Source organism: Buttiauxella massiliensis (genome assembly GCF_902500225.1).
In the GTDB taxonomy this organism is placed as follows: Bacteria; Pseudomonadota; Gammaproteobacteria; order Enterobacterales; family Enterobacteriaceae; genus Buttiauxella; species Buttiauxella massiliensis.
Genome location: NZ_LR722651.1, coordinates 205,935 through 219,569, shown reverse-complemented (window position 1 = coordinate 219,569; position 13,635 = coordinate 205,935). Strand labels below are relative to the sequence as shown.

The window sequence follows — 13,635 nt, the reverse complement described above, 5'->3', positions numbered from 1 at the left end:
TGGCGCTTCGCTTATCCGCCCTACGAAAGCCGTTGTAGGGTGGATTAGCGCATGCGACATCCACCATTAATCTCTATAAGAGCAACACTATGTCCTCTTCTCGTCCGGTGTTCCGTTCAGGCTGGCTGCCGTATGCCCTTGTCCTGCCGCAACTGGTTATCACCATTATCTTTTTCATTTGGCCTGCGGGCGAAGCGTTGTGGTACTCCCTCCAGAATGTCGATCCGTTTGGGCTTTCGAGCACGTTTGTCGGGCTGGATAACTTCAAACAGCTTTTCCACGACAGCTACTATCTCGACTCTTTCTACACCACATTAATTTTCAGTGGCTTAGTTGCTGGTAGTGGCCTGCTGGTGTCGCTCTTTTTCGCAGCGCTAACGGATTATGTGGTGCGCGGCAGCCGTATTTATCAAACGCTGATGTTACTGCCGTATGCGGTCGCGCCCGCGATTGCCGCCGTATTGTGGATCTTCCTGTTTAACCCTGGGCGCGGCTTGCTGACTCATGTGCTTGAGCAGTTTGGTTACCACTGGAACCACGCGCAAAACAGCGGCCAGGCGATGTTCCTCGTGGTGTTTGCCTCGGTATGGAAGCAAATCAGCTACAACTTCCTGTTCTTCTTTGCGGCATTGCAATCTATCCCTCGCTCGCTAGTAGAGGCTGCATCGATTGATGGCGCAGGGCCGGTACGACGTTTCTTTAAGCTGTCGCTGCCGCTGATTGCCCCGGTCAGTTTCTTCCTGCTGGTGGTGAACCTGGTATATGCCTTTTTCGATACCTTCCCGGTTATCGACGCTGCAACAGGCGGTGGCCCAGTGCAGGCAACCACCACGCTAATCTACAAAATTTACCGTGAAGGTTTTGCCGGACTCGATCTTTCCGCTTCGGCGGCACAATCGGTCGTGCTGATGTTCCTGGTGATCATACTGACCGTCATTCAGTTCCGCTTCGTGGAACGTAAGGTGCGTTACCAATGATTGAGAATCGTCGTGGGCTGACTATTTTCAGCCATACCATGCTGATACTTGGCATCATCGTCATTCTGTTCCCGATGTATGTGGCGTTTGTCGCGGCAACACTGGATAACCAGGCCGTATTTCAGACGCCGATGACGCTGATTCCGGGCACGCATCTGCTGGAAAATATGTCCTATATCTGGACGCATGGTGTTGGTGCTAACAGTGCGCCGTTCGGTCTGATGCTGCTAAACAGCTTTGTGATGGCGATGGTGATTACCATCGGCAAAATCACGGTGTCGATGCTCTCCGCTTTTGCCATTGTCTGGTTCCGCTTTCCGCTGCGTAACCTGTTCTTCTGGATGATCTTTATCACCCTGATGCTGCCAGTTGAAGTGCGTATTTTTCCAACCGTTGAAGTCATCGCAAATCTTAAAATGCTCGATAGCTACACCGGCCTGACGCTGCCACTAATGGCTTCAGCGACCGCGACCTTCCTGTTCCGCCAGTTCTTTATGACGCTGCCCGACGAGTTAATGGAAGCGGCACGCATCGATGGTGCAACGCCGATGCGTTTCTTCCGCGACATAGTCTTGCCGCTCTCAAAAACCAATCTGGCGGCGCTGTTCGTCATCACCTTTATCTACGGCTGGAATCAGTATCTGTGGCCGTTGCTGATTATCAGCGACGTTAACCTCGGTACGGCTGTCGCGGGTATCAAAGGGATGATGTCGTCTGGTGAAGGCTCTACGCAGTGGAACCAGGTAATGGCGGCCATGCTGCTGACCCTTATTCCCCCGGTAATCATCGTTTTAGTAATGCAACGCGCGTTTGTGCGTGGCTTAGTGGATAGTGAGAAATAACCCATGGCAGGACTGAAATTACAGGCAGTATCCAAAAGTTGGGACAACAAAACCCAGGTGATTCAGCCACTGACGCTGGATGTCGCAGACGGTGAATTTATCGTGATGGTGGGGCCGTCGGGCTGCGGAAAATCGACGTTGTTACGTATGGTTGCCGGGCTTGAGCGCGTCACCAGTGGTGATATCTGGATTGATCGCCAGCGCGTCACCGAAATGGAGCCGAAAGAACGCGGCATCGCGATGGTGTTCCAGAACTACGCGCTTTATCCACATATGAGTGTGGAAGAAAACATGGCCTGGGGCCTGAAAATTCGCGGTATGGGTAAAGCGCATATTCAGCAAAAAGTGGTGGAAGCGGCCCGAATTCTCGAACTCGATGGTTTGCTCAAACGCCGCCCGCGTGAGCTTTCTGGTGGGCAGCGTCAGCGCGTGGCGATGGGCCGTGCAATCGTGCGTGACCCGGCGGTTTTTCTGTTTGATGAACCGCTCTCAAACCTTGATGCCAAGCTGCGTGTGCAGATGCGCCTGGAATTACAACAGTTACATCGCCGCCTGCAGACCACCAGTTTGTACGTCACGCACGACCAGGTTGAAGCGATGACCCTTGCGCAGCGCGTGATGGTGATGAACAAAGGTGTTGCAGAGCAAATCGGCACGCCAGTCGAAGTCTACGAGCGCCCGGCAAGCCGCTTTGTGGCGAGCTTTATTGGTTCGCCTGCCATGAACTTGCTGGAAGGAAATATCAGCACCGACGGCACGCGTTTTCAACTCGCTGGTGGCATGGCGTTGCCACTGGGAAACGCGGCAAATCTGCAACGAGGCCGCGCTGTTACCCTGGGTATCCGCCCGGAACATATTGCGCTAAGCTCACAAACTGCAGGCGGCGTGCCATTTGTGGTGGACACGCTGGAGATGCTGGGAGCAGATAATTTAGTGCACGGGCGTTGGGGCGAGCAAAAAATGGTGGTGCGCCTGTCGCATCAGGAACGCCCGCAACCCGGCAGTACTCTATGGCTGTATCTGCCTGAAAATCATCTACATTTCTTTGATAAAGAAAATGGACAACGTTTATGAGTAACTGGCCATACCCAAAAGTCGCGGCCCATCGTGGTGGCGGAAAATTGGCACCGGAAAATACGCTGGCGGCTATTGATATCGGTGCGCGCTACGGCCACACCATGATTGAGTTTGACGCCAAACTATCAAAAGACGGGCAAATCTTCTTGCTACATGACGACACGCTTGAGCGCACCAGCAATGGTTGGGGAGTAGCGGGCGATTTGCCGTGGGATAAGCTGCTGAATGTTGATGTGGGAAGTTGGTTTAGTGGCGAATTTAAAGGTGAGCCAATACCCCTTCTTTCGCAGGTTGCTGCGCGTTGTAAACAACACGGCATGATGGCAAATATCGAAATTAAACCGACCACGGGTACCGATAGAGAAACCGGGAAAGTCATCGCACTGGCGGCACGGGAGTTATGGTTTGGGCAAACCGATCCATTGCTCTCTTCGTTTTCTATCGAAGCGCTGGAGGCGGCACAAAATGCCGTGCCTGAGCTTCCACGCGGGTTGTTACTTGATGAGTGGCGTGATGACTGGCGGGAGCTGACCACCAGGCTTGGCTGCGTTTCCATTCACCTGAACCATAAACTGCTTTCTGAATCTCGCGTACAGCAACTGAAAGCGGCTGGATTACATATTCTGGTTTATACCGTGAATGTTCCCGAGCGCGCAGCAACGCTGCTGCGCTGGGGAGTCGATACCATTTGTACTGACCGTATCGACCAGATTGGTGCGGACTTTACAGACTAAATGGCTGACCAATGTCGGATGACGCAAGCTTATCCGACCTGTAGTTTCGGCATTGTAAGGTGGGTAGCGCGAGCGTCACCCACTATCTCCTTTACGGCCCAATTGTTTTCAGCGGGATATTCGGCTGTAGTGAAGTCGAGTTGCTGTTTTGATTGAGCATGCTGCCATTGGTTTTTGGTTGCAGCATATGATCCTGGCTGCTACTTCCGCTGCCACTTAGCATCCCGCCATTGGTATTTGGCAGTACCTGCTGCGTTCCGACTTCCATTTCATTGGGCAGCGTTTTTTTCACCTTAAAGACGTCCTGCTGCGAATTATTGTTTATCTGCCCTTCCAGATGCTGTTGCTGGATGCGTGTCTGCGTTTGTAACTGCTGATTCAACATCCCTTTTTGCTGTATCTGCTGCGTTTGCATCTGTTGCTGCATCCGTTGCTGACTTGGGATCTGGTAATCCGGTTGGTTTGGATTATTCAGGGTATTAATTGGCTGTGCCAAACAGGTCAATGGCAGCAAAGCCGCCAGTATGAGTATTTTTTTCATCGTCACTTCCTCCATTTGGGGGATCTACTAAGTTTAATCGTTTTCCACCAACCCGATGGTTATTTAGGATTTTTAGACCAGGCTTAACGGGGGATTGCCCCTGATAAGCATGGAGAAAATAACGATGAAGCAGTGGGAAACTTTTCGTTCGGAAATGCTGCGCTGGGTAACCATTCCCGCGCTAATGATTGGACTCTGCCTGACTGCCAGCGCCGCGCCGCCTCCGGTATCCTATGGGGTTGAAGCCGATGTGCATCATGCTGTGCGTGCTGAAAATGGCATGGTTGCCTCGCAAGATTCCCTCGCTACACAAGTGGGCGTCGATATTCTTAAACAAGGTGGGAACGCGATTGATGCCGCCGTTGCCGTGGGCTTTGCGCTGGCGGTAACACACCCGCAGGCGGGTAATATTGGTGGCGGTGGCTTTATGATGCTGCGCACCAAAGACGGTAGAACCACCGCCATTGATTTCCGTGAAATGGCTCCGGAAAAAGCCACGCGCGATATGTTCCTCGATGCGCAGGGCAATGCTGACAGCAAAAAATCCCTTACTTCTCATCTTGCTTCAGGCACGCCAGGCACTGTGGCAGGCTTCTCCATGGCCCTGGAAAAGTACGGTACTTTGCCGCTAAACAAAGTTATCCAGCCCGCTATCAAACTGGCGCAAGACGGTTTCACAGTGAATGATGCGCTGGCGGAAGACCTGAAAGTCTATGGCGCGGAAGTGCTCCCGAATCACCCAAACAGCAAGGCTATTTTCTGGAAAGCTGATGGCGAACCGCTGCAAAAGGACGACAAACTGGTACAGACCAATCTCGCTAAAAGCCTTGAGATGATTGCTGAGAATGGGCCGGACGCATTCTATAAAGGCGTTATTGCCGACCAGATTGCTGACGAAATGGCAAAAAATGGTGGGTTAATTAGCAAGGCTGATCTTGCGAATTACAAAGCTGTTGAACGTGCGCCGATAAGCGGTACCTATCGCGGATACGAGATTTTCTCTATGCCTCCACCATCGTCTGGTGGCATTCACATCGTTGAAATCCTCAATATTCTGGAAAACTTCGACCTCTCTAAATACGGTTTTGGCAGCGCCGATGCGATGCAACTTACCGCAGAAGCTGAAAAATATGCTTATGCGGATCGCTCGGAATACCTCGGTGATCCGGATTTTGTGAAAGTGCCGTGGCAAGCGCTGACTAACAAAACCTACGCCAAATCACTGGCGGAGCAGATAGACATCAACAAAGCGCGCCCGTCGAGCGAAATCAAACCCGGCAAACTCGCACCGTATGAAAGTAACCAGACCACCCATTTCTCCGTGGTGGATAAAGATGGCAACGCTGTGGCAGTGACCTATACGCTCAATACTGTATTTGGTACCGGCATTGTGGCGGGTAATACCGGCATCCTGATGAATAACCAAATGGATGATTTCTCAGCTAAACCCGGCGTGCCAAACGTTTATGGGCTGGTCGGTGGTGATGCCAACGCCGTAGGCCCGCATAAACGCCCTTTGTCTTCAATGTCGCCAACTATTGTGGTGAAAGATGGCAAAACCTGGCTGGTGACCGGCAGCCCTGGCGGTAGCCGAATCATCACGACAGTGCTGCAGATGGTGATGAATACCATCGATTATGGGATGAATGTCGCCGAAGCAACTAATGCACCTCGTTTCCATCACCAATGGCTGCCCGATGAGTTAAGAGTCGAAAAAGGCTTTAGCCCGGATACGATCAAACTGTTGAAAGAGAAAGGGCAGAATGTTCAGGTGAAAGAGGCGATGGGAAGCACGCAAAGCATTATGGTTGGGCCAGATGGCTCGCTATATGGCGCTTCTGACCCGCGTTCGGTTGATGATTTAACTGCGGGTTATTAATCCGTTCTCGCCCTTTCCAGAAACGGAAAGGGCGAGGGCGTTTCAATTTTGCTTACATCGCGCCATAAAATACGCATCCACATACTGCCCGTCACGCAGTGCGTAGTTCTTCCCTGTGCCTTCAATTTCAAAGCCAAATTTACGGTAAACCGCCAATGCAGGTGCGTTATCAACAAACACCGTCAGCTCAATACGATCGATGCGCAGCCAGTTATCACACAGGTCGGTCATCGCTGACATAAGTGCGCTGGCGACACCACGATTGCGATGTTTCATACAAACACTCATCCCGAAAGTCGCAACGTGGCTGCGGCGCGGGTTGGGTTCAACAGACAAAACTAAATGGCCCATAACCACATCGTCTATGCAAGCCACCAGGCTTTTGCGTCCTGAATGTGGATGCTTCATTCGTTCTTCCCACATTTCTAGCGAAGGATGAGGAATTTGTAGCGTGTTGTGATAAACCTCTGGCTGGGCGTTAATCTGACGTAAAGCATCAAGATCTCTTAATTCAGCGTGGCGTATCACTATTTCGCTCATTCCTTTTCTCCTCAATTGGTTAGGTAACCCCTTCAACATTATTGACTTTTTAATTTTCGTCAACTGCCAATTATTTCTAAAAAAAAGTAGACAAGTGCGAATGATAATGATTATTATTGCCATGCGTTCAGGGGAGACCCCTACGGAGACATCCTGAAAGCACGACATTGCTCACATTGCTTCCAGTATTACTTTAGCCAGCTCTGCTGGCTTTTTTTTTGCCCTGCTTATTTGAAGCTGTAGCTGTGTTGGCTGCACTCACTCACCCGAATCACTTACATAAGTAAGCTCATCGGGATTCGTTCCCTTGCCGCCTTGCTACAACTCCAACTAATTTGGGCAAAACCCTCGATCTTTATTATAAAAACATTGTTTTCGTAGGACGGCTTAGCGCCGCGACATCCGCCTCCGTCTCAAGTATGGTAATTGCAATTCAAAGTCAAAAAGGACGAAGCAATGACCCTACACTGCGCTTTTATAGGTTTTGGCAAAAGTACCACGCGTTACCACCTCCCTTACATTCTGGTCCGCAAAGATAAATTCCACGTTGCCCATATCTTCCGCCGCCATGAAAAGCCGGACATCGAGCAGCAGCCGGAATACAGCCACATTCATTTCACCAGCGATCTGGACGAAGTGCTGAACGACCCGCAGGTCAAGCTGGTGGTGGTTTGCACCCACGCGGATAGCCACTTTGATTACGCGAAACGCGCGCTGGAAGCAGGCAAAAATGTGCTGGTGGAAAAACCGTTTACCCCGACACTTGCTGAAGCCAAAGAGTTGTTCGAACTGGCGAAAGCCAAAGGGCTGACCGTCACGCCTTACCAGAATCGCCGTTTTGACTCCTGTTTCCTGACCATGAAAAAAGCTATCGAAAGCGGAAAACTGGGCGATATCGTTGAAATTGAAAGTCACTTTGATATGTATCGCCCGGTTGCGGAAACTAAACCAGGGCTGCCGGCAGATGGTGCGTTCTATGGCCTCGGCGTGCATACCATGGACCAAATCATCTCGCTGTTTGGCCGCCCGGACCACGTCGCCTACGATATTCGTAGCGTGCGTAATAAAGCCAACCCGGACGATACCTTTGAAGCGCAGCTGTTCTATGGCGATCTGAAAGCCATCGTCAAAACCAGCCACCTGGTGAAAATTGACTATCCGAAATTCCAGGTCCACGGCACCAAAGGCTCGTTCGTTAAATACGGCATCGACCAGCAAGAAACGAGTTTGAAGGCGTACATCATGCCGGGCGAACCGGGCTTTGCCGCAGACAGCAGCGTCGGCGTGCTTGAGTATGTGAACGACGCGGGTGAAACTGTGCGCGAAGAGCTGAAGCCGGAAACGGGTGACTATGGGCGCGTATACGACGCGCTGTACGAAACCATTCTTAATGGCAAACCAAATTACGTCAGAGAAATTGAAGCATTGACCAACCTTGAGATCCTCGAACGCGGTTTCGAGCAAGCTTCCCCCTCTACAGTGACTCTCGCCTAACCTGAAATCTGGCGTCTCTGACTCGTTCACATTTTTTGAACAGAGGCGTCAATTTTCACCCTCTATGATCATTTCCGATTCGAGTCCACACTTAGTCCATCAAACGAATTGCGGAGAAATGAAGATGATCTTTTTAAGAAAAGCTGAAGAACGTGGTCATGCGAATCATGGTTGGTTGGATAGCTGGCACACCTTCTCATTCGCTAACTATTACGATGCCAATTTCATGGGTTTCTCAGCATTACGTGTGATTAACGAGGATGTGGTGGAAGCCGGTGAAGGGTTCGGTACCCATCCGCACAAAGACATGGAAATCCTGACTTACGTGCTTGAAGGGGCCGTAGCGCACCGCGACAGCATGGGTAACGAAGAAAAGGTTCCAGCGGGTGAATTCCAGATTATGAGCGCCGGTACCGGTATTACTCACTCCGAGTACAACCCAAGCAAAACCGAGCGCCTGCGTCTGTATCAAATCTGGATCATTCCAGAAAAAACAGGCATCACGCCGCGTTACGACCAGCGTCGTTTTGATGCACCGCAGGGCCGCCAACTGGTACTGTCGCCGGATGCGCGTGACGGTTCTCTGAAAGTGAACCAGGATATGGAACTCTCGCGTTGGGCTTTGGCGAAAGACGAACAATCTGTCTACCAGATCCCGGCAGATCGCCGCATTTGGGTGCAGGTAGTGAAAGGTGATGTCTCTATTAATGGTACGCAGGCCAAAACCAGCGACGCCATCGCCGTGTGGGATGAGCAAGCGATTTCGATTCATGCCAACGAAGCGAGTGAAATTCTGCTGTTCGATCTTCCGCCAGTATAAGAATTACCATTAGTTACCGGTCACAACCTTCCTCGAAACTGGGGAAGGTTGTGCTGCGTCCGTGCTAAACTTCGCTGTCGATTGATAACCCGCACAGCAAGATAATGAAAAAGAAAAGACCGGTATTACAGGACGTTGCAGATCGCGTTGGCATAACAAAAATGACCGTCAGCCGCTTTTTGCGTAACCCTGACCAGGTTTCTGCTGCGTTACAGGTAAAAATTGCCGCAGCCCTTGATGAACTTGGCTACATTCCTAACCGCGCACCAGACATCCTTTCCAACTCGACCAGCCGCGCCATCGGCGTGTTATTGCCCTCGCTGACCAACCAGGTTTTCGCCGAAGTATTACGCGGCATTGAAAACGTGATTGATGCCTACGGCTACCAGACCATGCTTGCCCACTACGGCTATAAACCGGAGCTGGAAGAAGAGCGCCTGGAATCGATGCTTTCCTGGAATATCGACGGACTGATCCTCACCGAACGCACCCATACCCCACGCACGTTAAAGATGATTGAAGTGGCGGGCATTCCGGTTGTGGAACTGATGGACAGCATTTCCCCGTGCCTCGACATCGCGGTCGGCTTCGATAACTTTGAAGCGGCTCGCCAGATGACGGCGGCGATTATCGCTCGCGGCCACCGCCACGTTGCATACCTCGGCGCTCGCCTGGATGAACGTACAGTGATCAAGAGAAAAGGCTACGAGCAAGCGATGCTGGATGCGGGCCTGGTGCCTTACAGCGTGATGGTTGAACAATCCTCTTCTTACTCCACTGGTATCGAACTGTTCCGCCAGGCGCGCCGCGAATACCCGCAGCTCGACAGCATCTTTTGTACCAACGATGACTTAGCCATTGGGGCGGCGTTTGAATGCCAGCGCCAGGGTTTAAGCATTCCGAAGGATATGGCGATTGCCGGTTTCCACGGTCACGACATCGGCCAGGTGATGGAACCGCGTCTTGCCAGCGTATTAACGCCGCGTGAACGTATGGGGCGTATTGGTGCGGAGCGTTTGCTGGCGCGGATACGTGGCGAAACGGTCACACCGCAGATGCTCGATTTAGGTTTTACCCTTTCACCGGGCGGCTCGATTTAACAAAATGTTTCAGGTTGCGGCGAGTTGGCTGCAACTCGGAATATTTACGCACTGTTTTTTTGATTTAGTTCACACTTATACACTTTGCAAGCTAATGGTTATTGCTAATTGCTGAAGCTCTCTGGACAATGTTACCGATAACAGTTACCCGTAACAGCACCTCGTCCGTCGGAGCTACGCTATGAGCACTACCAACCACGAAAACCACATCTACGTCCTGATGGGCGTCTCTGGCAGCGGTAAATCTGCTGTTGCAAGCGAAGTTGCACATCAACTCAAAGCCGCGTTCCTCGATGGCGATTTCCTTCACCCGCGCTGCAATATTATGAAAATGGCATCAGGCGAGCCGCTCAACGACGAAGACCGCAAACCATGGCTGCAAGCGTTAAACGACGCGGCTTTCGCCATGCAACGCACCAATAAAGTCTCCCTGATTGTTTGCTCCGCACTGAAAAAGGTTTATCGCGACCAATTGCGCGACGGTAACCCAAATCTCTCTTTCATCTACATGAAAGGGGATTTTGAAGTGATTGAAAACCGTCTGAAAGCACGTAAAGGTCACTTCTTCAAAACTCAAATGTTGGTCACTCAGTTTGAAACGCTGGAAGAACCAAAGTCTGATGAACCTGATGTTCTGGTGGTGGATATTGACCAAACGCTGGAAGGCGTGGTGGCCAGCACTATTGATGTGATTAATAAAGGCAGTGCGCAGTGAGTACATTAACACTTGTTTTAACAGCGGTAGGTTCGGTTTTACTGCTGTTGTTTTTAGTGATGAAGGCGCGTATGCATGCCTTCGTCGCTTTGATGGTGGTTTCAATTGGTGCAGGGATATTTTCCGGGATGCCGCTCGATAAAATCGCGGCAACCATGGAAAAGGGCATGGGCGGCACACTTGGATTTCTGGCCATCGTCGTCGCACTCGGTGCGATGTTTGGCAAGATTCTTCATGAAACAGGTGCCGTAGACCAGATAGCCGTCAAAATGCTCAAGGCTTTTGGCAAGAGTCGCGCACATTACGCAATTGGCCTGGCAGGCTTGATTTGCGCACTACCGCTGTTCTTCGAAGTTGCCATTGTTCTGCTGATTAGCGTGGCGTTTTCTATGGCCCGCCACACCGGAACAAACCTGGTTAAATTGGTTATTCCTCTGTTCGCTGGCGTCGCCGCAGCCGCCGCGTTTCTGCTGCCAGGGCCAGCGCCAATGCTACTGGCTTCCCAAATGCATGCCGATTTTGGCTGGATGATTCTGCTGGGCCTGTGCGCCGCCATTCCGAGTATGATTATTGCCGGGCCGTTGTTTGGTAACTTCATCAGTAAATACGTCGAGCTGCATATTCCTGACGACATCACCGAACCGCATCTGGGCGAAGGCAAACTGCCATCGTTCGGCTTCAGCCTGTCGCTGATCCTGCTGCCGCTGGTGTTGGTTGGGATGAAAACCATCGCTGCACGTTTCGTCGAACAGGGTTCCACGCTGTACGAATGGCTTGAGTTTATTGGCCATCCGTTCACCGCGATTCTGGTGGCGTGTCTGGTTGCTATTTATGGCCTGGCATATCGTCAGGGAATGGCGAAAGAAAAGGTCATGGAAATCTGCGGCCACGCGCTGCAACCGGCTGGCATTATCTTGCTGGTTATCGGTGCGGGCGGGGTATTTAAACAAGTACTTGTGGACTCAGGCGTAGGCCCTGCACTGGGTGAAGCACTGACGGGTTTAGGTTTGCCCATTGCTTTAACCTGCTTTGTGCTGGCTGCTGCGGTTCGCATTATTCAGGGCTCCGCAACCGTTGCTTGCCTGACCGCCGTTGGTCTTGTGATGCCGGTTATTGAACAACTGAACTATAACGGCGCGCAAATGGCTGCTTTGTCGATTTGTATCGCGGGTGGTTCTATTGTTGTGAGCCACGTTAACGACGCTGGTTTCTGGTTGTTTGGTAAGTTCACTGGTGCAACCGAAGGGCAAACCCTGAAGACCTGGACCATGATGGAAACCATCCTCGGCACCACGGGTGCGGTTGTTGGGATGATTGCTTTTACGCTGCTCTCGTAGGTCGGAAAAGCGTAGCGTCACCCGACATAAATTTGACGCTCTGGCAAACCCAGAGCGTCATGCTTTTCAAAACACCTTCACGACATCAACGGCAATAACTGCTGATAAATCTGGTTAAAGACTTTACGCCGCGCTTTGTAATACTCATGGCGAGCCATATCCGGCTTGTGCTGTTGCTCAAGCGCTAACTGCGGAAGCAGTGACTGCAAAGGTTTCTCCGGTGATACCGCGATTTGTGCCAGACGCGCCGCACCCAGCGCTGGGCCAACATCCCCCCCCGTACGGTAATCCAGCGTTTGCCCGCTGATATCCGCCAGTATTTGCCGCCAGTAAGGGCTACGCGCACCGCCTCCGATTAGCGTCACGCTTTGTGGTGTCACTCCACAGGAATGAACGACGTCCATACCATCTGCCAGCGCATAACCCACGCCTTCAAGCACGGCGCGGGCAAGTTCTGCCGGACCATGCTGATGCGTCAGGCCAAAGAAAACCCCTTTTGCCCGCGGATTGTTGTGTGGTGTGCGCTCACCTGAAAGATATGGCAGGAACCAAATATCTCCCGCTTCTTCATCGGCTTTTTCAGCGGCTGCCAGTAATGCCGGAACGGTGCCCAGGCCAGTCAGTTTTGCTGCCCAATCGAGACACGATGCGGCGCTTAACATCACAGACATTAAATGCCAGCGATTGGGTAATGCATGGCAGAAGCTGTGAACGGCACTTTCAGGCTGACTGCGGAAACCATCGCTAACGGCGAAGTAAACGCCTGATGTGCCTAGCGACAACATTGCCTGGCCGACATCCATCATGCCCACGCCAACGGCTCCTGCTGCGTTATCTCCACCGCCTGCAACAACTGGCACAGCGGACATATTCCAAGCCTTAGCCACGTCTTCTTTCAACGTACCGGTTATTTCACTGCCTTCATAAAGGCCAGGCATTTGCTGGCGATTGAGTTGGCAGGCGTCGAGCATTTTGTCGCTCCAGTCTCTCTTTGCGACATCCAACCACATGGTGCCTGCGGCATCTGACATGTCACTGGCAAATACGCCGGTCATACGCAAACGCAGATAATCTTTCGGTAACAGGACCTTATCGATTTGCGCGAAAACCTCAGGCTCATGGCGCTGAACCCACAACAGCTTTGGTGCAGTAAAACCCGGCATCATCAGGTTGCCGGTAATCTCACGTGATTCAGGTACGGCAGCTTCCAGCAGCGCACATTCTTCACTACAGCGGCCGTCATTCCATAAAATTGCGGGGCGCAGCACCTTCTGCTGCTTATCAAGCAGGGTGGCCCCATGCATTTGCCCGGCAATCCCCAGTGCTTTCACGCCCTGTAGAGAATGCTGCACGCCAAGTGCTTTCATTGCGCGGTCTGTGGCTTGCCACCAGTGCTCTGGATCTTGTTCCGACCACAATGGATGTGGGCGTGACACTTTCAGCGTTTCGGTCTGTGATGCCAGTACGTCACCTTGCTCATTGAGCAAAATGGCTTTAACACCCGATGTTCCGAGATCGATTCCGATATACATACCGACTCCTACTTATACGCCCGTCATACTTCAAGTTGCAGGGGAGT

13 protein-coding genes are annotated in these 13,635 nt (G+C 51.8%); 10 read left to right on the top strand and 3 right to left on the bottom strand.

Annotated features, from left to right (window positions below; translation table 11 throughout):
- Positions 1 to 89 precede the first annotated feature (89 nt).
- Genes ugpA through ugpQ form a run of 4 tightly spaced genes read left to right on the top strand, consistent with a single transcriptional unit; the run spans position 90 to position 3,630 of the window.
- On the top strand, positions 90 to 977 hold the full coding sequence (ugpA, locus tag GC128_RS07595; protein ID WP_151993796.1) for a sn-glycerol-3-phosphate ABC transporter permease UgpA: 888 nt from the start codon (positions 90 to 92) through the stop codon (positions 975 to 977).
- Complete coding sequence (ugpE, locus tag GC128_RS07590) at positions 974 to 1,819, top strand: sn-glycerol-3-phosphate ABC transporter permease UgpE (RefSeq protein ID WP_151993795.1); 846 nt, start codon at positions 974 to 976, stop codon at positions 1,817 to 1,819. Before ugpA ends, ugpE begins: the two co-directional genes overlap by 4 nt.
- Positions 1,820 to 1,822: 3 nt before the next feature.
- Positions 1,823 to 2,893: a sn-glycerol-3-phosphate import ATP-binding protein UgpC gene (locus GC128_RS07585; RefSeq protein WP_151993794.1), complete on the top strand. Its 1,071-nt coding sequence runs from the start codon at positions 1,823 to 1,825 to the stop codon at positions 2,891 to 2,893.
- Positions 2,890 to 3,630: a glycerophosphodiester phosphodiesterase gene (gene ugpQ / locus GC128_RS07580; RefSeq protein WP_151993793.1), complete on the top strand. Its 741-nt coding sequence runs from the start codon at positions 2,890 to 2,892 to the stop codon at positions 3,628 to 3,630. Before GC128_RS07585 ends, ugpQ begins: the two co-directional genes overlap by 4 nt.
- Positions 3,631 to 3,721: 91 nt before the next feature.
- Here ugpQ and GC128_RS07575 read toward each other — a convergent pair whose 3' ends face one another.
- On the bottom strand, positions 3,722 to 4,171 hold the full coding sequence (locus tag GC128_RS07575) for a DUF2756 family protein (protein WP_151993792.1): 450 nt from the start codon (positions 4,169 to 4,171) through the stop codon (positions 3,722 to 3,724).
- Between the two features lie 124 nt (positions 4,172 to 4,295).
- On the opposite strand from GC128_RS07575, the gene ggt reads away from it, so the two are divergent.
- The gene (ggt, locus tag GC128_RS07570; RefSeq protein WP_193216225.1) at positions 4,296 to 6,050 is read left to right on the top strand and encodes a gamma-glutamyltransferase; all 1,755 of its coding nucleotides are present in this window, start codon (positions 4,296 to 4,298) and stop codon (positions 6,048 to 6,050) included.
- 42 nt (positions 6,051 to 6,092) lie between these two features.
- Here the strand turns inward: ggt and yhhY are convergent, their stop codons facing one another.
- Positions 6,093 to 6,590 (bottom strand): N-acetyltransferase, encoded by a 498-nt coding sequence (yhhY, locus tag GC128_RS07565; RefSeq protein ID WP_151993790.1) that lies wholly within the window; start codon positions 6,588 to 6,590, stop codon positions 6,093 to 6,095.
- A 456-nt stretch (positions 6,591 to 7,046) separates the two neighbouring features.
- Here yhhY and GC128_RS07560 point away from each other — a divergent pair, with 456 nt between their 5' ends.
- The 5 genes from GC128_RS07560 (at position 7,047) to gntU (ending at position 12,056) form a co-directional block, all read left to right on the top strand.
- On the top strand, positions 7,047 to 8,084 hold the full coding sequence (locus GC128_RS07560; RefSeq protein ID WP_151993789.1) for an oxidoreductase: 1,038 nt from the start codon (positions 7,047 to 7,049) through the stop codon (positions 8,082 to 8,084).
- A 124-nt stretch (positions 8,085 to 8,208) separates the two neighbouring features.
- The gene (locus tag GC128_RS07555) at positions 8,209 to 8,904 is read left to right on the top strand and encodes a pirin family protein (RefSeq protein ID WP_151993788.1); all 696 of its coding nucleotides are present in this window, start codon (positions 8,209 to 8,211) and stop codon (positions 8,902 to 8,904) included.
- 104 nt (positions 8,905 to 9,008) lie between these two features.
- Positions 9,009 to 10,004, top strand: a complete 996-nt coding sequence (gntR, locus tag GC128_RS07550; protein ID WP_120065038.1) for a gluconate operon transcriptional repressor GntR — start codon at positions 9,009 to 9,011, stop codon at positions 10,002 to 10,004.
- 181 nt (positions 10,005 to 10,185) lie between these two features.
- Positions 10,186 to 10,719 (top strand): gluconokinase, encoded by a 534-nt coding sequence (gene gntK / locus GC128_RS07545; RefSeq protein ID WP_151993787.1) that lies wholly within the window; start codon positions 10,186 to 10,188, stop codon positions 10,717 to 10,719.
- Complete coding sequence (gntU, locus tag GC128_RS07540; protein WP_151993786.1) at positions 10,716 to 12,056, top strand: gluconate transporter; 1,341 nt, start codon at positions 10,716 to 10,718, stop codon at positions 12,054 to 12,056. The genes gntK and gntU overlap by 4 nt, the downstream gene beginning before the upstream one ends.
- Positions 12,057 to 12,133: 77 nt before the next feature.
- Here gntU and xylB read toward each other — a convergent pair whose 3' ends face one another.
- Positions 12,134 to 13,588, bottom strand: coding sequence for a xylulokinase (gene xylB, locus GC128_RS07535; RefSeq protein ID WP_151993785.1), 1,455 nt, complete (start codon positions 13,586 to 13,588; stop codon positions 12,134 to 12,136).
- Between the last annotated feature and the right edge of the window lie 47 nt (positions 13,589 to 13,635).

Coding starts and splice junctions, on each gene's coding strand:
- ugpA (WP_151993796.1), top strand. CDS start 90: ATGTCCTCTTCTCGTCCGGTGTTCCGTTCAGGCTGGCTGCCGTATGCC.
- ugpE (WP_151993795.1), top strand. CDS start 974: ATGATTGAGAATCGTCGTGGGCTGACTATTTTCAGCCATACCATGCTG.
- GC128_RS07585 (WP_151993794.1), top strand. CDS start 1,823: ATGGCAGGACTGAAATTACAGGCAGTATCCAAAAGTTGGGACAACAAA.
- ugpQ (WP_151993793.1), top strand. CDS start 2,890: ATGAGTAACTGGCCATACCCAAAAGTCGCGGCCCATCGTGGTGGCGGA.
- GC128_RS07575 (WP_151993792.1), bottom strand. CDS start 4,171: ATGAAAAAAATACTCATACTGGCGGCTTTGCTGCCATTGACCTGTTTG.
- ggt (WP_193216225.1), top strand. CDS start 4,296: ATGAAGCAGTGGGAAACTTTTCGTTCGGAAATGCTGCGCTGGGTAACC.
- yhhY (WP_151993790.1), bottom strand. CDS start 6,590: ATGAGCGAAATAGTGATACGCCACGCTGAATTAAGAGATCTTGATGCT.
- GC128_RS07560 (WP_151993789.1), top strand. CDS start 7,047: ATGACCCTACACTGCGCTTTTATAGGTTTTGGCAAAAGTACCACGCGT.
- GC128_RS07555 (WP_151993788.1), top strand. CDS start 8,209: ATGATCTTTTTAAGAAAAGCTGAAGAACGTGGTCATGCGAATCATGGT.
- gntR (WP_120065038.1), top strand. CDS start 9,009: ATGAAAAAGAAAAGACCGGTATTACAGGACGTTGCAGATCGCGTTGGC.
- gntK (WP_151993787.1), top strand. CDS start 10,186: ATGAGCACTACCAACCACGAAAACCACATCTACGTCCTGATGGGCGTC.
- xylB (WP_151993785.1), bottom strand. CDS start 13,588: ATGTATATCGGAATCGATCTCGGAACATCGGGTGTTAAAGCCATTTTG.